The sequence below is a fragment of the Cupriavidus sp. genome (assembly GCF_057315035.1).
The window spans coordinates 36,519-60,209 of the sequence record NZ_DBHKYV010000002.1 but is presented as its reverse complement, the minus strand read 5'-3'; the positions used below and the strand labels follow the sequence as shown (position 1 = coordinate 60,209).

13 protein-coding genes are annotated in these 23,691 nt (G+C 58.3%); 3 read left to right on the top strand and 10 right to left on the bottom strand.

Going from position 1 to position 23,691, the window contains the following annotated elements:
- The first annotated feature begins 353 nt into the window (after nt 1-353).
- Entirely contained in the window at nt 354-1,775 is a 1,422-nt protein-coding gene (locus ACO550_RS03790) for a PLP-dependent aminotransferase family protein (RefSeq protein ID WP_315594887.1), read from the top strand.
- A 530-nt stretch (nt 1,776-2,305) separates the two neighbouring features.
- Here the strand turns inward: ACO550_RS03790 and ACO550_RS03785 are convergent.
- The gene (locus ACO550_RS03785; RefSeq protein ID WP_315594886.1) at nt 2,306-3,175 is read right to left on the bottom strand and encodes a hypothetical protein; all 870 of its coding nucleotides are present in this window, start codon (nt 3,173-3,175) and stop codon (nt 2,306-2,308) included.
- A gap of 514 nt (nt 3,176-3,689) precedes the next feature.
- Between ACO550_RS03785 and ACO550_RS03780 the strand changes: the two genes are divergently transcribed.
- Nucleotides 3,690-4,913, top strand: a complete 1,224-nt coding sequence (locus ACO550_RS03780; protein ID WP_315594885.1) for a PIN domain-containing protein — start codon at nt 3,690-3,692, stop codon at nt 4,911-4,913.
- A gap of 255 nt (nt 4,914-5,168) precedes the next feature.
- Here the strand turns inward: ACO550_RS03780 and ACO550_RS03775 are convergent, their stop codons facing one another.
- From ACO550_RS03775 to ACO550_RS03735, 9 genes are all read right to left on the bottom strand, one after another.
- Entirely contained in the window at nt 5,169-10,208 is a 5,040-nt protein-coding gene (locus tag ACO550_RS03775) for a hypothetical protein (protein WP_315594884.1), read from the bottom strand.
- Between the two features lie 397 nt (nt 10,209-10,605).
- Nucleotides 10,606-12,924, bottom strand: coding sequence for an nSTAND3 domain-containing NTPase (locus ACO550_RS03770; RefSeq protein ID WP_315594883.1), 2,319 nt, complete (start codon nt 12,922-12,924; stop codon nt 10,606-10,608).
- Nucleotides 12,921-14,969 (bottom strand): AAA family ATPase, encoded by a 2,049-nt coding sequence (locus ACO550_RS03765; protein WP_315594882.1) that lies wholly within the window; start codon nt 14,967-14,969, stop codon nt 12,921-12,923. The genes ACO550_RS03770 and ACO550_RS03765 overlap by 4 nt, the downstream gene beginning before the upstream one ends.
- Nucleotides 14,966-15,496, bottom strand: a complete 531-nt coding sequence (locus tag ACO550_RS03760) for a hypothetical protein (RefSeq protein ID WP_315594881.1) — start codon at nt 15,494-15,496, stop codon at nt 14,966-14,968. The genes ACO550_RS03765 and ACO550_RS03760 overlap by 4 nt, the downstream gene beginning before the upstream one ends.
- On the bottom strand, nt 15,496-16,779 hold the full coding sequence (locus ACO550_RS03755; protein WP_315594880.1) for a hypothetical protein: 1,284 nt from the start codon (nt 16,777-16,779) through the stop codon (nt 15,496-15,498). Before ACO550_RS03755 ends, ACO550_RS03760 begins: the two co-directional genes overlap by 1 nt.
- A gap of 145 nt (nt 16,780-16,924) precedes the next feature.
- Nucleotides 16,925-17,914: a hypothetical protein gene (locus tag ACO550_RS03750; protein WP_315594879.1), complete on the bottom strand. Its 990-nt coding sequence runs from the start codon at nt 17,912-17,914 to the stop codon at nt 16,925-16,927.
- The gene (locus ACO550_RS03745) at nt 17,911-18,978 is read right to left on the bottom strand and encodes a nucleoid-associated protein (RefSeq protein ID WP_315594878.1); all 1,068 of its coding nucleotides are present in this window, start codon (nt 18,976-18,978) and stop codon (nt 17,911-17,913) included. The genes ACO550_RS03750 and ACO550_RS03745 overlap by 4 nt, the downstream gene beginning before the upstream one ends.
- 449 nt (nt 18,979-19,427) lie before the next feature.
- Nucleotides 19,428-20,087 (bottom strand): hypothetical protein, encoded by a 660-nt coding sequence (locus ACO550_RS03740; RefSeq protein ID WP_315594877.1) that lies wholly within the window; start codon nt 20,085-20,087, stop codon nt 19,428-19,430.
- A 262-nt stretch (nt 20,088-20,349) separates the two neighbouring features.
- A complete protein-coding gene (locus ACO550_RS03735) occupies nt 20,350-21,249 on the bottom strand; it encodes a hypothetical protein (RefSeq protein WP_315594876.1) in 900 nt (299 codons plus the stop codon).
- Between the two features lie 685 nt (nt 21,250-21,934).
- Between ACO550_RS03735 and ACO550_RS03730 the strand changes: the two genes are divergently transcribed.
- Nucleotides 21,935-23,638, top strand: a complete 1,704-nt coding sequence (locus ACO550_RS03730; protein ID WP_315594875.1) for a phage integrase family protein — start codon at nt 21,935-21,937, stop codon at nt 23,636-23,638.
- The last annotated feature ends 53 nt before the right edge of the window (nt 23,639-23,691 follow it).

Below are 23,691 nucleotides of genomic sequence, written 5' to 3'. Positions count from 1 at the left end.
GGCGCAGCGCCTTGCCGAGATCCTGGTGTCCCGACGAGGCACCGCTATGTGATGGGGGCGAAACTTGGGGCGTTCTCTGCACTACTGTCTCCTTCCTGATCGACTTGCCAGCCATCCGGCAAGCGCCGTTCTTCGTCCGACGTGCGATTTATATTCATACAAATATTTTTTGTACGCAACGTATTTGTGTTTGTGTGGACGTAGTGGTTTACACCGAAACGGCAGGGTGCGCACCACTTCGAGGCCGACGTTTTATGGCCTGGCACGGCAAGATGGCTTATCATGACTCCCGCACCTGCTCCCGGACGCTCGCCAAGCGTCGTTACCGCAGGTTTGTATGGAGACGGAAGCGAATGGAAACCGAGATTGGCCACACAAATGAGCAGCAAGACGTCCCCACAAAAGGACGTTATGCGCCCTATCTCGAAGTGTCCCGGGGGCTGGAGGAGAAGATTCGTAACGGCTTCTACCCCACGGGGAGCCGCCTGCCGCCGCAGCGGGATCTGGCCGACGAACTTGGCATCAATGTGTCGACGGTGTCACGTGCCTACAAGGAGCTGCAGGCGCGCGGCCTGATCGTGGCAAGCAAGCGCCGCGGCTCGATCGTGACCGGCGGCGCCATGCCGAAGGTGGCATCGGGGCAGGCGGCCAGCACTGGCGGCGATACGTCGGTCGGTCCGGTCGACCTGACTGTCAATCGCCCCGCCACTGGCGAGTTCGTCGCCCGGCTCGTGCAGACCATGGGCACCATCGCGCGCGATCCGCGTTTCGCACAGACACAGGAATATCAGCCACCGCAGGGCGCCGACTGGGCACGTGCTGCCGGTGCACAGTGGATGGCCACGTCCGGCTTTGCGCCCTCGGCTGACAATATCGTCGTCACGAGCGGCGCGCAGCATGGCCTGTACGCCGTGCTGAGCAGCCTGATCGGCCAGGATGGCGTCATCTTGTCCGACCAGCTCACCTACTACGGCCTGAAAGCGCTCGCCCCAGTGTTCCAGTTCGAGATTGTCGGAATTCCCAGCGACGACGAGGGGCTCCTGCCCGGGCCGCTGGAAGAGGCGTGCCAACGCTCGCGGGTCAAGGCGATCTTCACGGTCCCGAATCTGCAGAACCCGACCGTCGTCACTATGAGTCTGGCGCGTCGGCTGGCATTGGTGGAAATTGCGCGCCGCCATCACGTGCCCATCATCGAGGACGATGTCTATGGCCCGCTGCTGCGCTCTCGCCTGCCGACCATCGCGAGCCTCTGCCCCGAACTGACCTATCACGTCAGTTCCACGTCAAAGGTTCTGGCGCCTGGCCTGCGCGTGGGCTACTTGCTCGCACCTCCTAACGGCGCCGCCCTTGCGGCCGAGGCCGTCCGCGCCACGGCATGGATGCCAGCGCCGCTGTCTACACTGATCGCCACCCGCTGGATCGAGGACGGTACCGCGCAGGCAATACTGGAAGCCCAGCGTGCCGAGCTGGCCGTACGCCAGCAACTGGCGCAGGAGTTGCTGCCCAAAGACCTGCTCAAGGGTGATCCGGCATGCATGTTCGTCTGGCTGCGCGTACCGGAACCCTGGCGCTCCGACGACTTCGCCGCCAACGCACAGGCGCGCGGCGTCAGCACCATGCCCGCATCGGCTTTTGCCGTAGACCGCGCCGCGACAGAGCATGGCGTGCGCATCAACCTGGCATGCGCGGCCTCAAGGGAACAACTGGTCAGAGCGCTGAAACTCCTGGCCCAGACGCTTCGGGACAGGCCCCGGGCGCTGTTTGGGACGATCTGACTTCATCTCGTCGCAAAGGGGGCGAGTCATCAGGCATCCGCCTCCCGAATGGCCCCGAGCCACATCCGCCTTCGGCTACGGCTGTCTCCGGGTCGCGAACCGCCATCTGACTTTCGATGGCAGATGGCTCGATAAGCGTGTCCAGGCAAAGTTGAAATGTCCGGGCGGACATTACAACTTGCCGCTACAAAGCGCCGGCTTCGGTCGCAATTTATGTTAAATGCGGTGCGTAGGTTGGAATCGTGTTTCGACCTGCGGACACCGCGATCACTCCAGAACCCATCACATGCGTCCGCGATTTGCCGGCTCACGCCAACCCGGTAGCCCTCGGTCGTTCCGAGCCCCGCCGAGACGCTCGATCAACACATTTCCGCGCTGCGGCCCATATTTCATATTCCCAGCCTGATGCCAGCCAGCTTCGACCCGTCTGGCCTATCGTTAGTGCATGGAATGGACGACTTGGTACGGGTGAGGAAGCTGGAGTGAGATTGGGACCGCCCATTCAGATCAAGGCTACGCTCTGATGGGGCTTAGTAGCCAGCTAGCCGTGCCTCGACCGCCAAGGAAAAGTCCGTCGCGAATCGGATACAGAACTCCACATCATCCAAATTGAACGGTTCAAACTTCTTCCGAGACCGGTAATAGGTTCCGCCAACCACCCGCTGCAAACCTGGCACCAACTCATTAAACCTCTGGAGAGCGGCGAGATCGATGGGCAGCGAAACCGTGACGGCGATTCGACGCAACGCAGTAACGTTCCGGTCGATATGCCGTACCAAATCTCTCCAAGCTTGCTCTGTTCTACGGTCTTGTCGCACGATGTCGGGAAGTAAAGAATACCTGGCGCTGTTAGGCAGGACATCCAGGAGCGACAATACGGATAAATCCACAGCTTCTGCCGCTAGCCCCAGCGCATCCTCTAACTCCTCGCGGCCCGCAGCTTCAGCGGCCTCGTGAAGCCGCTTGCGAACATCAACCGCCTGCACAAGGTCACCAAGGGAGATGCTTTCGAAGTCTTGATCAAAGAAACGCTGCGTTGCAACTCCGAAGAAATCTGCTGCGTACTCCAACAGTTGCCGCGCATCTGTTCGCTCGGGATATAGACCGTAGTGTTTGAAGTTCACGCGCGCTTTATTCAGATCAGTTAGTCGAGCGCGAAACGGAACCCTCAACTCCTCCTGAGTCTCTGCAGACTGGTCGATGCGGTCAATGACTCCTAAGAAATCCTTTGGCTCTGGTCCCGTGCCGCAACGCTGTTTGTATACCGCACGCAAAAACATCTCTACAGCATCCTGAGCCAACGAAACAGCGAGGCCGCTATGCAACGCACTCTGTCGACGCTGGAAATTAGTGGCCTCCGCAAACAGTTGTTTTGCCAACACGATTTGCCGCAACTCCATACAGGCTCTCCGATTGAATTTCTACCATGATATAGCTACCGGCCAATCGGCGTAGTCAGCTTGACGAGTACAGGTTCCAAAAGGCGCTGTTCTTGGCAACACCGGGAAGCGCAATCACTTCTCCGTCTTACTCCCTCGCCGATCTCGAGCAGACACGCTGACTCGTTCCCACGTTCATCATGTCTTGGGACACGAGGTCCGACCGGCACAACTCGCCTCAATCGGAAGGCAGTGCATAAAACACAGAACTGCCTTAGAAGCCCGAGCGAGTCGAGGCTCATCACCCTCCCAGCGCATGGCTTGCCGGGCGCTAACGGCCGACATGCGAATCATCCTGGCGCACTCGGCCGCCGTCAGACTCGTGCCATGCGACAGGATGCTTGGCGCATCAACAAAGCTCTCTTGCTCAGAATCGAGGTTCGTGGCCGAACGTGTATCAGCTGACCCGCGGCCTGGCGCCCACTGCCAGTCTAACCTCAGGTAAACTTTATCGTCATCAAACGAAGATCAAACGATGAACTCCCCTACTGGCAAGCCCACCGACGCTAGCGCACATGAGGCTGAAAAATCGAAGCTGGTGAGCGCATTCAAGACGGACGAATATGGGGCCGTTTGCGTGGACACAAACATATTCGACGCAAGCGGGAAGCGCCTTGCAGACGGACCGTTTGCTCTGCTTGGCCAATTCTCTACTTCTGGCCTAGCTCTGTTGTTCCCAGATGTGATAGCTGGTGAAGTACTGGGCCATCTGAAGCAACGCTACGACACGGAGAAGGAGAAGCAAACCGGCGCTATACGCCAGCTTTCAAAGACCCTCAGCGCAAAACTTATCGACGCCATCGAGGATGAATTGAAGACAGCTAGGAGAGATGCTGGCGATGACTTTAAGAACTATCTTAATAAGGTAGACGGTGAGATTATCTTGGCACAAGATTATACGAACTTTGGAAACCTTCTTGAATCGTATTTCAATACACGACCACCATTTAGTGCATCTGGGGAAAAGAAGGCTGAGTTTCCCGATGCGATCGCGCTCCTAACCCTAGAAGGCTGGGCAACCAAGCGTAAAAAGAAAGTCCTTTGCGTTTCCACGGACTCCGATTGGGTGGATTACTGCAAAACCTCGAATCTTCTCGTAACAACGAATGACCTTAGTGTCGTCCTCGCTGCGAATGTAGCAGCATACGAAGAACGCGCGGCCCAGGCCAAGGCCGCATTTATTGAACTGATCAAGAGCGCAAAGGCCGAAAATCAAGTCAACGAATGTTTGCAAGCAGGTTTAGAGAATGTACATGCGAACATCAATGCGGCATCCAACTACTACTACGAGTACGACATCGACTCTCTGAGTCTGCTATCTCACGACTTGGATACCTCGTCAGAAATGGCTAGCCCAGTCACCTTTTCTCATGGTGTGGCTGTCTTTGAAGTCCCAGTCAAGATTGAAATCAACGTAGAGACATCCTTAACATTTTCAACTTGGGACTCAATAGACAAGGAATACGTAGCCATTGGCTCTCGCGTAGTTGAGTCAGAATTTGGACTGAAGACAGATATATTAGTCCATGTAGATGTCGCGGAGCTATTGAACGGGAAGCGCACAGAATTACTGCCTGAAGACATCGAAGCAATCGAACTCGTCAATCAAAGAATCGATGTAGAACTGGATGAGGTGGGGCCAGACTATGACCACGAAGATCACGACTACGAAGACGAGCATGACGAGCCCACTGAGTAGAGACTCGGCTCCTGGCTGAAAGGTCTCTTCTTCTGGAAGCGTTCGGAAATAGTTCCTTCGCCTCTTGATGAGGGTCGCCGGAATTCGTAAGTATGCAAAGCCTCACATGTTTACGAATCCCGGCCACGCCTCAATATGATCCTTGGGCCGGCAAGATCAGCAGCCCGAGCCCGCGCCCTTACCAGGAAATCCTCAACGTCCTGACTCCGATGGCAAGGCCTCGCGAGTTCGGCGCGCCTCCCTGGACCGTACACGCTAGTGAGTCTCGTGGAACAGTCGTTCGGCGGCCTCATCCAGACTGTCAATCTCGCTTCGTCTGAAGTGGGCCCAGTTTTCTTCCCGCACCAGTTGACTCTCGACGATTACGTAGGAACCTGGATCTCCTTCGAGAATTCGGAAGATATCCTGCCTGTCAAACCACCACATGTTTGCGTCCAAGGCGTTCTCTAAAGTCCTGCGCCACCCAGGGACGTCGCGAAATCGTGGATGCTCCCTGAGTCGCACGAACCCGCGGCTGAGCTCAATATTCGCGGACCGCGGGGAGCCCGTGTGAGACGCCCAGCGACCGAGTAAGCCCGAAAGAATGGGGACAGCCGCCGGGGATTCAACGCGCTGCACCAAATTGCAAAGGCTCTCGAAAAAGGCGTCATCACCCATCAAGACGTAGCGATGAAGAATCGGCGCTAGCTTCTCGTTGAGAAGCAGTTCTGTTGCCTTAAGGCCCTCCGGGCGGCCCAGAAATGGCAGCAAGATGTCTGCATCGGAGTCGAGCGCTTGATAGAGTCGGTCTGCATCGCCCTGAGCGCCGATACTAGCAATAAATTGCGGGCCATAAGTGTCAATCCAAGGCCATCGCAAGCGATCATTATGCCAAGGCATAGGCAGATCGAATCGGTTAGCAGCGGCGATGGCGGGACGAAGCCGCGCGGAAATGGGCGTGCTCCCAGTCGACGTCGAACTTTCTTGGGCAACCATATGCCCCTTAGCGGTGAACGTCATCATCGGTGTAAAGCGCACGACGGAACTCTGAGGGTCATTGGCGGGATCCGCCAGTGCGATGAGCTTCTGTACTTCCTCCCGCTCCAATCGCGACAACGCGAGAGGTTGTCCTGTATCGACACCGATGTCGGGGGTTCCGCGAAGAGCGCGTACAGCCTCGGAATAGTCGAGAAGTTGACTCGTGGGACGCACCGAGGGCCCGATGGGTGCTGAGGGAGCGACTCTTATAGTCCCCGATTGGCGCTGGCCCTCTTCCATTTCAGCGACAATACGATCTAACAACGGTGCGCTGCCGCAAGGCGATGTGGCTAGAATACGGCGTAGCCGTTGGCCCAAATCAGGGTCATTGACCCGTACTGAGCGCAGTTCTTGCAAGCACTTAACTGCAAGCCAAACTGAGGATGTGCTGGCCAGCACATCCTCGATATACTGGGGGCGACCACAATGCCGAAAGGACCTAGCGACTGCCGCGTGCAGAAGGGGCACTCGTACCCCATTCAGCAATCGCAGGACACCTCTCGGCGATGGCTCGTCCATCAAGCTAGTGTAGAGCCATCGAGCCGCATCGATTGGCGATGGCAAACTGCCCGGTGCAATCAGGTCGCTCCACTGTTCCTCTAAAATCGACGCAATTCCCTCAACGAACTTGGCTTCGCCTTTGTGCAGCAACCTTGACGCACCATTTTCCAGCAAGCCGATGATAGAACCGTGGGCCTGCAAACTTTCATCACTGTCGATTGTCAGGGGAGAACTTTCCGCCAAGACTTGCGGGGCGATCATTTGGAGCGCCGCGGAGAATGGCAATCGGCCCGCCGCCCAGATGGCCGCCCGCCGGACTATCCAGTTAGCTGACGAGTTCGTCGCAAACTTGACGAGCTGTGGCGCGAAGCCTTCATCCCGTGTCCGCATAGCAATAATGCATTGCCATAGATCGATGTCTGGCGAGGCAAATGCCGTCACCAGATCCTTGGCTGACGTTGGGCCGGACGCACTGAGCGCCCGAGCGAGAAGATTGACGATTTGAGGATCAGGCTCGACGGCAATCCGTTGCCGAAGCACCTCCCGCGCTCGTAAGGAGCGGCGGCAAACAAGCCCGGCGGCGGAAGCACTTCGGATTGCCAAATCGCTATGCTGAACGCCCTCCATGAGGAGATCGGTAACATCGGGCCACTCCGCTTCGGAAACAGTAATGAGGCAGGGCACCAAGAACCCTGGCGGTAGCGTGGTAGCGGACGACGAAGCCAGCTCGGCTCGAAGTAACGGTACGCCGGCAGCGAACGGGTGCTTGACGAACACCAGCATGAATAAGGCGTCCCAGTGGCTAGCTAGTGGATCGTCCCGCAGATATGCAAGACGACTTCTTAATGCTCCTAGATCCGCACCAAGGAGCAACAGAACTGTCAAAGCCGCTTGACGGCTGGACGAAGGCGCCACTAGATCGAAAAGCAATTGCTCATATCGCCCAACATCGTAAGCTGTGGGGGAGAAGGCTGGACCCAAAAGAGCGTAATCTTGAGGAACGGGGTCCGGTGCCAAGGGATCAACCAGGGTCTCCAGCGCCGGGTAACCAATAAAGATAAGAACCCGCCACGCAGTGGCCTTGATCTCGACCTCACCGTCCTTGCTCTTGAGAATGGCGACGCAGAACGGGCGTAGTTGGTGCCGCGCGGCCCAGATGAGCGATCCAATTGGCCCGAATGCGAGCGATCCGATCGCAATCATCATCCGTACCGGCTTCTTTGGTAACGCAGCCAGAATTTCCACTACGTCCTCGTATCGCTCGACCGTCAACTTCACCCCGCGCCAAAAGGGGTAGCGATCGGCTTTCTTATCAGTCGGTCGCGCAAAAATGTCAAAGGCCAGCGTAAGCGCGGCACGCCCACCAGCCTGCAGTAGGGCTGGCAACAGAAGACGCTGAACGTCTTCCGGTTGAGACTTTGCGAAATCAACAATCTCAAGTGCCGACGACCGTCGCCCATTGCGGGCAGCAGTCAAGAGCCAAGTCAATGCTTGTCGCCTTTCCTCGGCATTTGCCGACTGACAGACTGTGAATACAAGCAGCTCTTGGAAGCGGGAAGGGTTGAGTGCAAGAATCGCCTTAACCACATGATGCATCCAGTCGTAGTCGCCGAAATAGCGAGGACGCTGCTGGACCAGCATGTTCATGAGAGAAGAATCATCGTCCGGTGCACATTCTTCTAGAATGAATGGAAGGAGATAGAAGTCTGCAATGCGCCCAGGTTGACCGGCGGCCGCAACGATCTCTTGCGCGGTGACCAGCTCCTTCCGCGTCACGTAGCTGGCGAGACTGCCCCACGCATCTCCTGCCAAGAAAGTCTCTCGTGCAAGGATATCCGCTTCGGCAGAACGCCCCGCCTTGTCGAGATGAAATATCTGTGCAGCGATATCCCCCAGCCCGGAGTACCATTTCGCCAAGGTAACATGGGCACTTTGGCGTACGGCGGACGCAATGCCAGACTCCAATCCAGCACGAACGGTTTCATGCATCTCCAATAGACCGTCGGTTTCCGTCCGAAGCAACCCGAGATCGACGAGCGCCTTAATGGCAGCGCTGACATTTTCATCTGGGAAAGCCGCTTCAGCATCTTGTCGTCGATAAGGCAGAGAAAAGCAAACAAGACGTTCCGCCGCGTCCCTGACCCCTGGTGGAAGCCGGCCGAAACGGTTCTGCTCTGCAGCCGAAATCATGTCCTGGGGAGGTTTGCCTGCAATGGCGACCATCGCGTCCAGCGATGGTTGGCGAGCCAATGCCTCAGCTAGTTTCGCATAAAGTCCGGCTTGCCGGCCGACGGTGACTCGACTGTAGACATCCCACAGAACGTTTCTGTCGGCGCCGGCATGGTAGTGACCCACGAGAGTTATAAATTCTTCCCTGCGAAAGCCGCGCATGTTGACTACGACAATGCCTGCGCTACTGGCCTCGACAGGACTCAACGCACTGAAAGCGCTCTGCTGACCAAACACCACTAGACGGCAAGACCCAGGAGTCAAGGCGCGCGCAAATCGCCCCAGGTCCCTGCCGAACTGGGCGTTGCTGGCTCCGTCCACAAGATCCAACATCAACTGCACCCGCTGGGACAATCCGCTGCATATTTCCGCCAATCGGTGGATTACTGTGTCGTCGGCGGGCTTGCTCAGCACAGCAAGGCCGAACAAGTCTGGTATTCCCTGACGCAAGAGGTAGAAGGAGATCCCGGACATCACATCGCGAAATGCCGCGTTTTCACGCACTCGGACATAGATCGGAATGCGCCCCGGATCGTAGTTCGCCAAGCTTGCGGCCGACTGCGCTGCGAGCGTCGTCTTGCCGGAGCCAGAGATACCAACCACCTCAATGACCGCGGCAACTCCTGGCTTGACAAGCGCATCGGTCAAATCTGGCCTCAAGATCCCTTTTTCTGGTGGAGTTGGGGGGGCCGTCGCCGCGCTCATCTGTGGCCAGGCGCTGCGGAGCTGCACTTCGAAACTTCGCCGATCGATTTGCTCTCCCGGCCGCTTGGCGACATCGTTGATGAAGGATCGGAAATTACCAAACAGATTGTCTACCACGACCTCCGATGACAAGCCGTATTCACGCTGCAATCGTTCCCGGAAACGTTGGCCCACCTCCGCCTCTGACCCATAATTGTCCAGAATTTCGACCCGAGCGAGCACGTCTGGAAGATGCTCAGCGATCCATGTGACCTGCGTAGAATATCGACTGGTGATCTCGGCGCCGACGTTCGCTGCGCTCAACCTCTGGCCATAGGAGGCAATCAAAAAATCACGCGCATCATTTGCAATGTTTGGAGGGTTCTCGAAGCGCCATTTTAGTAGGAGGCGACGCTGCCCACCGGGGATTTGGTCCAGAATCGCCGCCCGGGCCATTAGGTGGACCACTGACCAGTAAAGATCAGCCTCTTGATTCGCGGCCGTATTCCCTGCTGCAATCAAGCGCCGGACCTGTGGCTGCACCGCGTCACCCAAAATCCATGTCTGTTGACTGTTCGAGACCGCGAGTCTGTCTAGAGTATCCGGTAGGAGCTCCTCCGCGACCTCAGAGAGCCGCCACGGCTGCCTCTTTGGCATGCTCTTATCTGTCTCGCGGGGCTTCTTGACTTGGACATGGCGACAACAGTCGCGGCCGCTCTCGGTCCAAAGCAAGTCCAAATCATCAGCCCCTTCAGGTCTTGCCCGCGCATCGCTAGCATGCTGATCGAAGTGGTCGAACAACTGATCGAGTATGACGACCGCTTGATAGTCGAAGCCGCTGATGGCAATCCGCCCGCCGGACATATTCTTCTCCTCGGCGTTGCAGCCGAAATCGCTTTTCTGACGTCGAGTAGAGCGGCAAATGCAGGCCGCTATTGCTGTGTGACTCTGGATGGCCCATAGCTGCCCCCCATTGTCAGCACCCCGCCGAAGCACACAATGTTAACCGGAAATGACAGTGATTCATGCGAGGCCTTACAGTCGCCCGCGTGAGCCAATGACAGGTACTGTGTCGCGCGTTGGCCGATGCCTATGAACGCGTAGCCGCCTTGGAGATGAGTAGAAGTTGCAGGGCTGCGAGGATCGAGAAATCGATCTGATGCTTGAGCCCCGGCCGTCCCCCGTAGGGAACCTTCAATTCCGCGCTATTGGTCACGGATAGCTCCGGAGAATCGGAAATCGACCGCTTGATGTCTCCACACTACTTGTCGACATCGTCGAACACCGATCGTTTCGTGGCAATCGGAGCAGAAGCCGAAATCTCCTCCTTCTTCGGCGTTACGATGTGCGTCCAATCCGCATCATCCTCGGAGCCTTCTTCATGCTCGCGCTTGCGCTCTTCAAGCGCCTCGACTGAGCGCTTCACGCGATTGCGCGCATCGTCTATCAAGGCCGTGGCTTCCGCATCGACACCAATCGCCTCAATGCGGTCAAGCCCTCCGAGAAGTTTCTTAAAGTGGCTGTCAGGCTCTTCATCCAAGTCGGCGTCGGCAGCGATCTCGTCGATCCGCTCCTCGAGCGAAGGCAGGACCGTTGTCCGTAACGACAAGCCCACACCGATGAGGTTCAGGGGCGGTATGAGCGCTAGCACTTGGGGTTCGTCGAAGAAGGAAACGTCAAGATCCGAGAGCGCGGCAGTTTCAAGCCTTTCGGTCGCTGCCAAGCGCAGATCGTGCGGCAACACCCTGAGATGATGGGCACGGGCGTAGGTTGCGATCTTAGGGTCATGACAGGCGATGTCGGGTTGCCAGCAGGAACGTCGAAGAAGTTTTGGAAATTGCTCGACGGCTTTAGCGAACACGGCGTCGCTCGAACGATCGGACAGAAAGTTGAAAAGCATCCAATTGCGATGCCATTCGTCGGGCGTGCGGCCGAGCCGGGCGACTAGAGCGTCGTCGAGCGTCGCCGGGATGACAAGCGCATCTCGAATGAGCGGCGAGCTCTCGCACGTAAAGCTGCTGAGAATGGTGTCGATAGTTGCCCCCCGTAAAAGCGCCGCCATCATATGTGGCTTCTGACGCAAGATCTCCGTCAGAGCGTCGGCGATTGTGGGATGGGCGAAGGTCCACTTCGATCCGGAAAGTTTCAGGAACGACCCCCGCAGTTCAGGGAAGCGATCCTGGATCTTAGTGAGGGAGTAGCCAGTCAGCTCCGCAACGGCCTGGGCAGCCGACACATCATGGTCATTGGAATTGAAGCCGGCCTGGTGGACATAGACTAGGATGAGCGCAGCCTGAAGCTGATCATCCAGGGCGTTGACCGTATCGATTAGATGCTCGGTCGGCTCCTTCATGAACCGAACGAGCGAGCTTTCGCGAGGCGACAGCCCCTTGGTGAAATTCGGATCACCGAGACGTTCGGCGATGCCGGGAAGGAAATCGCGAACGCTAGCCACAGCATTCAGGTGTGGTTTGACGCTCGATCGCCAACTCTGGCTCTGTCCGCCGAAATTCACATGGTTATAGAGTATCTGCGCCTTTTCATGATACGCCAGCTCGCCGACATCCACCACGGCGCTGCCATCAGCGAATTGAGCGAGGTTGCGCTGTCCGAGCCGACGCCGCGCCGCTTCGTAGATATGCTTTCGCGATGTCAGAAGAAAACGGTTGCCGTGCTTGATCGCTGCTCGCAACTTGGCGAAGGCCGACGCCCAGTCCTGCACATAGTCGTCGCGCACCACATTGGAGCCAAAGGCGTCGTCGATCCAGAAGAAGCGTCCCGGATCGTTGGGATTCCAACCAGCCTCAAAGTCGCGTGGACTGGTCAAAGCAAGGACGGTATTGTCCGGGTTTTCTGAAGCTATTGTTGAGATGATCGCGCCAATAGCGGATTTTCCGCTCGAGGGATTTCCGAGCAGCAGCACTACTCCATGCTCAGAGATCGCATTTACCGCATCACGGTGGGCTTTCGTCGGCACATAAGTACGAAGCTTAGGAATCCAGCTGTCAAGCAACGCTTGGCTCTGCTCACTTAGGCGCTCATCGACGATCGAGGTTAGGTCGCCCAGGCCGTAGACCTGCGGGACAAGGGCCCGCAGGCGCGCACTGCTCCTGATGACCCGGACGATATACTGGCGTCCAAGAATATGCGGCTTACGCACGCCGAGCGCCCGTAGCCTGGCACGCATCTCGGCGGCGACGGGCGCATCAACGCTCATGTTCGTCATGAAAACGTAGGTGTCCGCTTGGCTGGCTTTTACTAGTTCCTCGACATGACCAATCTCGGCGGTCAGATCGCCGGGCTTTAACGCCTTCAGAGCTTCGGACGTATGCTTACACTGGACCGTACCGATCGCCGGGGCGTCGGTTTCTGCAGGGATGAGAAATACCGCGTCCTGACCGCCATCTTGTGCTTCGCGGAAGATTTCGACGGGCCGGTCAAGCACGACCTCGCACACTTGAGAGCACAGGTCCTGAAACGCACGCCACCCGATGGTATGGAGTGCTAGATCGCTCCAAGGTCCGTGCGCTTGATGCCTGCGCGACGCCAGCAGTTCACTTTGCGCGTCCTCGGCCATCATGCGGTGGCGACACCACGTAGAACACCGACGGGCATCGGATGGATTTCCTGATCTATGACCACGCTCGTGGCGCCGAGTTGTCCAAGGTCGATATCGATACGCCGGCCTCTCTCGTCCGCGGTGCTCACTAGGCGTCGGCACAGCAGATCAGCCAGCGCAGGGTCCTCAACCGCGCAGATGATCTGGCGTCCATCCAGGCGGAGAGCGGCGAGAACTTCGACTAGGTGAAGGGCTCTGAAATCGTCGATGTGCTGAACGGGGTCGTCGAGCAGCAAGGACCTGAGTGGTGTCCACGCCCGCGCGAGGTGCACCGAAAGAAGGAACGCGAGACCGGCGGCGCGACGCTGACCGCTGCTGAACACAAATTGAGGGTTCAGGCCGTCGCCGACCCTAAGGCTCAGGAAGCGCCGGACGTCGCCGCGAATGCTGTAATCGATCGTCCGCCAGTTCGCATGCGGTCGCAAGCGCTGGTACAGTTCGTTGAGCAGTGGACTGATCTGGGCGAGACGCTCATCAATTATTTCGGCGCTCACACGCCTGACCGAGCGTTCGATTTCGCGGGCTGCCGTGACGGCGTTTTGCGATTGACTGACTGCGTTAGCAAGCTTTTCGATGTCGATACGCAGCTCCGAGACGTTGCTTTCGATTGACGACATCCGCGACACCGCTTGCGATGCCTCCAGAACAAGGAGCGCACGCTCAAGATCGATCAACCGGTCGCGTTCAAGAGAAATGGCCTGCTCCAGCCCGTCAGGGTTCCCAATGAAGCGGTAATCGAGCCCCCACTGATCGTAGAAATTGACATGCGCCGCTTCCTGATCGCGCAGCCGGCGCAATTCGTCCGCATGAGTTTGAACCGCGTTGGCAGCTGCCTGGTACGCAAGAGCCGGTTGCCGCGCATTCTCTTTCGCGACGGCGAGAGCATCGCGAGCGGCCTGAACGCCAGACGCCAGTGATGTAATCCGCTGCCGTGCTGAGTCCAGACCGGCGGAGAACTCGTCCGACGTTCGATCGGCCGCGCATAGCGGACAATGATCGTTGTGCAGCCCGAGGCGCTCTCCATGCTCGACAAGGAGGGTTAGCGACGCCGCGATCGCGTCCATCTCCTCTTCGCGCACTAGGCGTTGTTCGGCTTCCAAGACGGCTTTCTGCGCCGACTGATGCTCGCGCTGCGCCGTTTCGTGCGCCAACGTTGCAGCCTCGCGTCTCGCAACTGCCTCCGGAGCGTTGTAGGCTGCCTGCACCGCCGCTACCTCTCGACCGAGTTGAAGCGCTTCGCCCATTCGAGCCAATCCAGCGCGTCCGTTCGCGAGCGCGATTCGACCGGCAGCCAGTCGCGCGGTCACCTCGGGCGGCGCATCCGGTGCGGCGGCGCCGATCAACTGCAGCGCGCTGGAGACATCGCCTGACCGGCTAAGGGCGGTTTGCGTTTCGGACAGCTGCGTTAGCCTGTCTGCCAGACGCGACCGGGCAGCTTCATAGGCCTCCTCATCTCTAGAATGAGCACTTTCAGCGGCGGCGATAATCTCCTTGGCTCTAATCCCCGCTTCCGAGCCCTCCAATGCGCCGAGCGCCGAGCGCACGAGTTCAAATCGCTCTGTTTCCGTGAGGTCCAGGCTTAGCGCGGCGATCCATTCGTCACGGATGATCGACGTCCGTGTGAGTTGCCGGAGCGCGTCGTCTGGAGCTGGTCCGCCGCAGAGCGCGGCGTGGATCTCCTCAGGTGAGCGATCGGAGCCGGACTCCCGCGTTCGCGTGATGGTAAATGGCGTCCCGTTGTCGTCGACGAACGAGGCAGTGACGTAATGGGCTTCGGGAACGCCCTCGCCCCGCCACCAAAGATAATCGCTGAGACTTTCCTTCGCCGCCTTCTGGACGGCATATTTGTCGACGGAGCCCGTAATTGCGAACTCGAACGCGTCGCACAGAGTGCTCTTTCCCACGCCGTTCCGGCCGGTGATGACGGTGAAGCCGCGGCCGAAGTTGATTCGGACTAAGTCCCTAAATCCACGAAAGCCGCAAATTTCGATGAAATTCAGCCTCATGATTTTTCCCTCAATATGCGAACTACCTCTGCCGGCTTGGTCTCGTTGAGAAATGCAGCAACAGCATCTGGAGCGATGTCCTTCAGCCTGCTTCGAAGTCTCGTTTCGAAGTTAGATGCGCCGAGCAGCGGTTTGGAGCGGATGGAAAGCAAGGGTAGGAGCGCCTTCTCAACGTCAGCGGCTGTGGCGATTGAGGCTCTGGCGATCTTTCGGGTCAAAGAGAAATCCTCTTCGATACGCTCGATCTCGCGCCCTCGCCGTGCATCCTGATCCGGGGTCAGGAAGACAGAATAGACGTTCCACGCTTTCGCTCCGGCCCCTCGCAGCGACGCTGCGTGCCGAGCAAGCGCGAGCTTTTGGTTCTCTTTCCACGCGCTCAGGAGAGCGTCTGCAGTTTCGAACACGTGAACGAAGCCCATCAGCGCCGCGTTTTCGAAACAGGTCACGGCGCAGCCCGAGACAGTCCATGTCCAGGTTTCATACTGGGCGTCGCGAAGGAGGATTTCGGCTTGTGTAAGAATATCCATCAGATGCCCAATGCAGTTCTTGCTCTAGGAAGGTCATACCATTCGCCCGCTGGATTAGGACGAATGACATCGCCGGCGCGTCCACTGCGTACGACGTTATCAGGCACACCCAAGTCGGTCGCGCCCACGGCCACAACGATGTCAGACTGCATCACCGCGGGCGGCTCGACGAACTTGCCTCGTAGAGACCCCAGTATGGATTGCGCTCCGTTCACTACACGGATGCTCTGGCCCTTCAATTCATAGCCATCAGCACGTTGCACTGCCCCGGCTTGACGGAGCAGCAAATGGAAAAAACCGAGCGCTTCCGGATTTGTCGGACGCAGTAGCCTGGCTGGCTCCGCCGCCGAAACGCCCTCGGCATCCCGCCTCATTCCATACAATGCCTCGCTATCGAATTCGTCAACAGTTAGCCAAGCTGGATCGCATTGGAATCCGGTGGCTTCCTCGAAGGCAGCTCGTCCAGCCTCTAGAACCTGACGAAGGTAGTTTGACGAGAACGCGCGGCGAAGCTCATCTAGCGCCACGGCGCCAGACTCTTGAACGTGTTCAAATGTCACGTTTTGGGCGTGCGCTATTTCCCAGAGTTGCGGGGCCTTCTCCTCGAGCGCGGTTGTTGCCGAAAGATCGATCACTGTTACGGACAATGGCTGCACGTCGATCAGGGCTTCGCCGATCACGGCATTAAGGTATTCCCAGTCCGACCAGAAGCCGACGACAAGCAAATCCTTCTGCCTAAGATTGGCAGCCATCCAAATTTTGCTTCGCGCAATGCGGGCCGAAACGATCGGATCAGCGAGCTGCGAGGGCGCCCAGACGGTGGAGGGGCGATCGCGTTGTGAGCAACCATGGAATTTCAGCAAGGGCCCCTGACGAACGAAATCTGCGGTGGCTTCGTCCCCGTCGAGCGAGCCACGGAAGTCCGCACCGTAGTCCCAAGCGCGTCGCTCGATGAGCGTATCGTAATTGCTCGATATACCGGCAACCGCGGCGCGGGTAATAAGAAAATCCGCTATCGCAGCATGCCCCGTATTCGAGGGCCGCACAAAATTGTGCCAAGGTACGAGATGCTCAATGAAGATGGACTGCAGCGTGTTGGTGCGTGCAAAATGCTCGGCAAGCATCTCCAAATTGTCTCGGAGGGCCAGGTCGCATTGCGGATCAGACTCAAGACGGTATTTGTTGAAGCACTTCTCGGCGACCGCCCGGGCTGATGGCAGGCTGCTAGGCGGTGCCATCGACAGCCCGGCGCCGCAAACCACCAGAAGGCGGCCGGCGTTCATTGAGGCTAGCAGTCGAGTAATAGTGTCAGGCGTCAAGGAAGTCCCCACCGAGATTCAGTACACCGAATAGATGGCTTCGCTGCAAGCTGAGCCAAGTTGCCGAGATGTTTGAACCTCTCGGGCAATTTGGCCGCGCGAATCGCATCTAGTAAAACCGATCTGTCGCCTTTCCTAAATCCGAAAGGATCAACTGTAGGTCGCGGTGATATGCCGGAAAATGCCAACGTTCGTTCAATTCGTTGTCGTGGTCACGGGCCAGCCAGTAGACTAGCACGCTCATCGGTCTGGCAAACAGTCCTGGGCGATCGGACCGATCACGTAAACGTTGCGCATAGCCTCCCTGCAGAAAGGCCTCCAACTCTGCGCGATTACACAAGGCAAACAGGTCGCGAAATGCCTCGATGAGTTCCATCGCCTCCGGGTTACCCACAGCCTCGATCGGTCTACCACAGATCCTAGAATACAACTCGTTGGCAAAGCGTTCTAGATCCACAACCGTCGCCGTCACCTGATCCAACTCTTGCAGCGCCTGGCAAAACATTACATCCGTCGTCTCCATCAATGCCATGCTTCTCGCAACAAGACGCTTGGCCGACGATGGCACCTGAGCCGTTGGCTTGTAGATATTGTCGTGTACCAATTCAGCGTAGGCATGCTGGAGCAGCGTCCGAATCTGAACCTCGCACGGCAGCCCGTCTGGGACACGCAGTCCGTCGATTTCGGTGCCTTCGGTTGCGCGTACCAGATAATGGACCGATTGATAGTCAAACAGCTCGGGATGATCGATGACCTCGTCCCTAAAATGGCGATCCCGGCTGGTTGACCAACCGGTAAAAGCCAGGAGCGCTCGCTCGACTATCTCAATATCGGTACGGACCAGAACCACGAAGCGGGCACCGACTAGGTCCGTCATCGCGCTACGCGGATCGGGATACTTCTTCTTAGCCTGTTTCTTCAGGGCCGAATCCAGGTCCTTCACCCGGGAGGACGGCTTGATCTTGAAGAACGTCTTGTAACGTTCCTCGCCAACTTCGAGCCGGACAAATGATTCGATCTTAGCCACGACGAACGCACCCCAAGCCTTCAGGGCAGGGGCGCTTTCAGTCAGCCAAGTTTCGAATACAGAATCGTTCACTCTTCGCTCGCGATTGAGCCCTTGATCTTGACGACAGTCGAACCGTCACTCGTGCTCGCGACGCTTACCCAATCTGTGCCCTCCGCGGGCGTGGTCACCATGACCCCCGAGGTAAACACCATCTTGCGGCGGCGCTTCAACCTGCTTGCAATATAGTCGGTGTCCTTCGAAATTTCGTGCGTGGGAAACCCCGACTTCTCCATGTATTTCAGGTACGCAGCCTGTTCTGTCTTCTGGAGGTGCTTCTCGCCAAACGATGCGACGCCAATCGCGTTAACGTTGCTACGCAATTCCGAGCGCAGCGATTCCCCAAGATCGATCCTGCGGGAACGCGGAATTTCGAGGGTATCTAGAAATTTGTTGGTCTTCTCGAAGAAGTCCTTCGTCAACCGCTTGTCGGTAGCTGACACATCCGCACCGAGGAAGTCCCCATAGAAGTAGAACGCAGCCTTGCGGCTTTCCGTGCTGGTCATGATATGGTCAAACAGATGCACGGAGTAGTATTGCGGATCGTGGATGCCATCCAGCTTGGGCGCCTTAGCCGCCGTCTGTTGGATGAACCCGATCTTGAACAGCCGTTGGCTTTCGGTCAGAAAGATCTGTTCCAGATAGTCGATGACCTTCTTGCCGTTCTCTGTTTTTTCACCCAACGCATCCTGCATATCCGCCTTCACCACCGCTGCAAACGGTCGCTGCAGGTTGGTGACGGTTCCAGCCAGAACGATCATCTTGCTGGGCGCATAATTGCGGTTCAACTGGGCCTTGGCCAGGCGATTGGCCGCTGCCATCGACAAGTCAATGAACTGCGTGTCGTCACCGTGCATCAGACCTGCCGCTTCCTGAAAGAAACTGCCGGGCGCAGTATCCCGGAAATCCGCCTGTACGCCGCGCGACCGATGCCCAAGCGCCTGAGCGATCCGGCGATTGAACATGTCCATCCCGGAAACTGGCAGGGTCACGAGATGCGGACGATGTGTCGGTTCGACATATGACTGATCTATTCCGCGCGGATGCACGTCATGAACAGCCAAACGGTCAATCTTCAACAGACTCAAGTCCAACATGCCGTCTTCCTTCCGATGTATTTTTTACGCGGCAGAAGTGTGACATGTCGAGCGCAGCACCGATACCCCTCGACACTGTATATACATACAGTGTACCACTTAAGAGGGGAATGCTGGCAAGACACGCCTCGCAATTGGCAGACCTATTCAAAGACGAGGTATTTCGCGGTCGCCCTTTGATACGGGCAGCGTCACGCTAAGCACGCCCGGCCCAGCCTTACAATCGCTGACGGACACACTTTGCAGCGCCGCTCGAAACCTACACGTCTGGAATTTTCCACAACATAAACATGCTTCCGGGTGCAACACCTTACGCAGCGTGGCCTAGTTGCAGACCTGCAGGCCGATCCGCCTGGGCTCCGGTCCGGACATAACTTGATTGGCACGCCGTTGGATTCGTGCCACGCAGTTTCGTCTTTCACACTGCAGACCTACCGCAACGCGCTCCGTCACCTTTCCTTCTTGCTTGCGTGGCCAAACTGCCGGCACCAGGATCTCCAGCCATATAGTCGACGCGAAGATCCTTGGTCGGGTACTCCCCGGTCCAGCAACGCGACTCTGTCATGTGTCGCGGCCAAGAGAAACCCTTGCGCCTTCATCACCTCGCCTTCCTTGATCTGAACAAAACTCATAGATCCTGACAGTTCATGCGGACAGCGTTTAATCTCGTCCGACACACGCTGGGCAACAATACGTCCTGCACGCTCCCCGACGGCGGCCGGCAGCGAGATCAAGAGGCTGGTAAGAAACGGCAATGCAAACAGAAAATAGACTGTCGCAAACGGCCAAATGCTCAGCAGCAGTAGCATTCTTCCCCAGCGCGTTAGTCGCTCGGACTGCAATCGTCGACGTCTGACTAGCCAGGCAACTAGCTTCACCAAGCCCAGATACGACAATATCGTTGCGAGCATCGTCAGGAAGACGACGGGCAGTACCAACCACTGCCTGTCGTAAAACCCAAGTACGTCAGTACAAAACGTAAATATCGCTTTGATGCCGTCTAACATCGTCTGCGTCCGATCGCGCGTGAACCGATCCGCATTGATATGAAACCAGCCAAAGTATCCGTAGGAAAACTGTGCGCCGATAAAATAGATCGTCGCTGTCATTAGCACCCCTAAGCTCGAAAGCAGGATACTCACCGGAAGTGCGCTCGTGCCTCGCGGCCCATCTGCGTTCGGTGCTCGAGAAAATGGAGACGGACTCGAAGATGCGTCGCTCGGAGAGGGTGATCCAGTGCTGATCAATTGATTTCGCATATCGCTTGGGATTTTTTCCTAAATGCCTGTACGTTCTGGCTGCACGCCCACATCGCCAACTTACACCAAGCTGACGGTACGCTTCTCCAAGCCTGCAAGGCTTGCTTAGTTGTTAGTATTTCGGGATATCGACAAACTTCCTGTAGTTGCGTTGAAAGCAGTTTGCGATCGCGTGGCAGGTATCGGTCGTGACCTCGGCGTTCTTGGCAGCAGCCCTAGACAACGGATACCACATCCCTCGGTCTGTCATGTATGCGGTGAACAGTCCCAGCAAAGAACTGTCACTCGCCTTCTCCAGCCGACCAAAAGAGCGCGAAAGCAGATCTCCGGGCAGCATATCGGTAAGCACATCGCGAGGGGAATTCACACGTCCAGCGCCATCCAATACTTCCGTAACGAGGACGCGCCTCCAACTGTCGATTGGTCCATCGTCCGAAACGACAAGATGGCCCACAGCGACGTAAGGGAATCCATTCTTGAGGAGTGATTTTGCTTGTGAGAAACCAAACTCGTTGGGCGACTTTCCCTGCTTCCTGAAGCTTGCGCGGACGACCTTGATTTCAATCGCCAAGGCTTCGGAAGGTATCAATTGGTCGTCGTCGTATGGAATCACCAGTAGATCAATATCGCCAGGGAAGGTCATGTCCTTCAACACTTCGGCAGACGGAACCGACCCCGCGACCATCACACCACTCTTCGCACCCATGTCGTTGAAGTGAGCCGGCAAAAGCCCCCGGTAACATTCGCCGAAGAGCCGACGGTCACACACCAGACGAGCCACGAGGGCTACTTCGTCATTTTTTTCCACGAGCCTTTGTGGCAGTCTGAAAACGGCATCGCCGTGTCGCAGGAGCGTCGGTCGATTCTCCATCGGTACCCGAACTTCATGCATACGCGTGATCGACAAAAAAAGCGAGCAGATACGCATTTTAAGGCGTCTCGGCTCAAATCGAGACGGGTCTCTGCCCCCCTCTTTGGGGGCAAGAAGCGTCATCGTGGTGAGGTTTGCCAAGAGCAAATGCCTTCCGGCCTCGCATCGAATTCCGCCTCTACCGGCGATCGCCTATCGTAGGTGGCGGCGGCCGGTTCGCTTGACCATAGAACATTTGCCGCCCGACCCTTCCCGAGCCGTCCGCTCGCACACCTAAATTTGTGTTCTATTTCGGACCGCCTTCGACCGCAAGAAAACGGCCGGAGAGCCTTGATGGTCGGTCGTTTCCGGCTCGTCCCGGTTATGTGGGCTTCCCCTTGCCATTTGGGTCTTATCTTCTGATTTCCACCTAAATTTGTGTCTTAGCCAGGTGGAAAACTCACGAAGATGACCAGCGAGTGCGGTTACGAAGCGCACAGCGGTGCCGCCCGTGCCGGCGGCCACGCGGGGCTTGCCGTTCACGCATCAACCTGGCCAGGATCTGCCATCCTGATGGAACGCGACGGCGAAACTGCGACTCGTGGCAACGCCGGCTCTCCTCCACAAGCCTGGCCATCGGACGCCTACCGAGCGCACCCTTTGCCCGATAAGACACAAATTTAGGTAGAACGAAGATACAAATTTAGGTGTGTCAGCGAACATTAGGTGTGTCAGCGAACAAAGTTTCGTCCCACAACACGCTGCTATATCGATAACAAACATTATCGATACGGATGTGTTTTTGTGGCAAACTACCTTGGTTCAAATTGCGTCTCACCCATCCCTGATGCCCCGCTCGCGCCCCGCCACCGATCCGGTGCTATCCGACCACCTCGCGCCGCTGCCCGGTGCCGACGCGCTGGCGGCCCTGCGCGCCTGGTACGCCGGCACGCCCTCGCGCGCCGCCGTCGCCCGCTTCTGGCCCGACGCGCTGACCCCGGGCCGCTCGGCGCGCGGCGTGATCGGGGCGCTGCGTCGCCAGCTGGCCGCGGCCGCCCGGCTGCGGCAGTGCGACGACCTGGCCGCCCTCTTCACCTGCGCCGCGGAGGGCCGCACCACGCATGCGGCGGCCGTCGCACGTGCCTTGGAGAGGCTGCGCCAGTTGGCACCCGCCACCCCGCAGATCACGGACCCGGTCGAGGCCTGGCTGCCCGCGCGCGCCGCGGCGGCCCTGCAAGCCCACGGGCTGCAGACCCTGGCGGATCTGACCGTGCGCATCCCGCGTCGCCGGCGCTGGTGGCTGGCGATCGACGGCCTTGGGGCACGCAGCGCCCACGCCATCGAGGCGTTCTTTGCCGCCCATCCCCAGTTGACCGAGCGCGCCCGCGCGCTCGTGACACGCCCCGCCGCCGTCGATGGCACGGTAAGGATCGTGCCGTGGGAACGCATCGAGCTGCCGCGGGCGGTGGATGGCTCGCACGGCGCGTTCCGCGCGCCGCGCGTGATGTGTTCACTGACGGCGGACAATGATTACGACGCCATCAACGCCTGGCTGGGCCTGCACGAGGCGCCCGCCACGGCGCGGGCTTACCGCAAGGAGGCCGAGCGCCTGCTGTTGTGGGCCATCCTCGAGCGCGGCAAACCGCTCTCGTCGCTGACCGCCGAGGATGCCACGGCCTACCGCGCCTTCCTGCGTGCACCGGCTGCGCGCTGGGTGGGGCCCGCGCGCCCTCGCCCTTCACCGGAATGGCGGCCGTTCACCGGGGCCCCGGCGCCCCGTTCCATCGCCTATGCCCTGGGTGTGATTGGGGCCCTGTTCCGCTGGCTGATCGCGCAGCGCTACGTGCTGGCCAATCCCTTCGCGGGCCTGAAGGTTCGCGGCGCGCAGCGCGCCGCAGACCTGGATACCTCGCGCGCCTTCACGGAGGGTGAATGGGCGCTGGTGCGAACGCTGGCGGACGGGCTGGAGTGGTCGCACGGCTGGACGCCGGATGCCGCGACCCGCTTGCGGTTTGTGCTGGATTTTGGGTATGCGACGGGACTGCGCGCGGCCGAGCTAGTCGGTGTAACGCTGGGCGGTATCGAGATTGGCCCGCGGGGCGAACGCTGGCTGCACCTGGTCGGCAAGGGCGAGCGCCGGGGCAAGGTCGCGCTCCCTTCCCTCGCCCACCAAGCGCTGGATCAATACCTGGTGACGCGCGGTCTGCCCGTGACGCCGGCGCGCTGGGACCGCCATTGCCCGATCCTGGCGCATCTCGAAGACGGCTCGCCGATCACCACGCCGCGCCTGCGCGCCGTGCTGCGACGCTTCCTCTCGCTTGCCGCCGATGCGATTGAAATGGACCATCCGCCGCTCGCCGACAAGCTACGGCGGGCGACGCCTCACTGGCTGCGCCACACCCATGCGACCCACGCGCTCGCACAGGGGGCATCGCTCACCACCGTACGGGACAATCTGCGCCACGCGTCCATCACCACGACTTCGCGCTACCTGCATGACGATGACATGCAGCGAACCTCGCAGCTGGAGAAAGTATTCGGTAAGCGATAACCGAGCCCAAAGTGCCTGGAATCCATTCCACGAAGGCGCACCCTGCTGGCACG

Coding starts and splice junctions, on each gene's coding strand:
- ACO550_RS03765 (WP_315594882.1), bottom strand. CDS start 14,969: ATGAGGCTGAATTTCATCGAAATTTGCGGCTTTCGTGGATTTAGGGAC.
- ACO550_RS03775 (WP_315594884.1), bottom strand. CDS start 10,208: ATGTCCGGCGGGCGGATTGCCATCAGCGGCTTCGACTATCAAGCGGTC.
- ACO550_RS03785 (WP_315594886.1), bottom strand. CDS start 3,175: ATGGAGTTGCGGCAAATCGTGTTGGCAAAACAACTGTTTGCGGAGGCC.
- ACO550_RS03745 (WP_315594878.1), bottom strand. CDS start 18,978: ATGTTGGACTTGAGTCTGTTGAAGATTGACCGTTTGGCTGTTCATGAC.
- ACO550_RS03730 (WP_315594875.1), top strand. CDS start 21,935: ATGCCCCGCTCGCGCCCCGCCACCGATCCGGTGCTATCCGACCACCTC.
- ACO550_RS03760 (WP_315594881.1), bottom strand. CDS start 15,496: ATGGATATTCTTACACAAGCCGAAATCCTCCTTCGCGACGCCCAGTAT.
- ACO550_RS03780 (WP_315594885.1), top strand. CDS start 3,690: ATGAACTCCCCTACTGGCAAGCCCACCGACGCTAGCGCACATGAGGCT.
- ACO550_RS03755 (WP_315594880.1), bottom strand. CDS start 16,779: ATGAACGCCGGCCGCCTTCTGGTGGTTTGCGGCGCCGGGCTGTCGATG.
- ACO550_RS03740 (WP_315594877.1), bottom strand. CDS start 20,087: ATGACAGCGACGATCTATTTTATCGGCGCACAGTTTTCCTACGGATAC.
- ACO550_RS03770 (WP_315594883.1), bottom strand. CDS start 12,924: ATGATGGCCGAGGACGCGCAAAGTGAACTGCTGGCGTCGCGCAGGCAT.
- ACO550_RS03790 (WP_315594887.1), top strand. CDS start 354: ATGGAAACCGAGATTGGCCACACAAATGAGCAGCAAGACGTCCCCACA.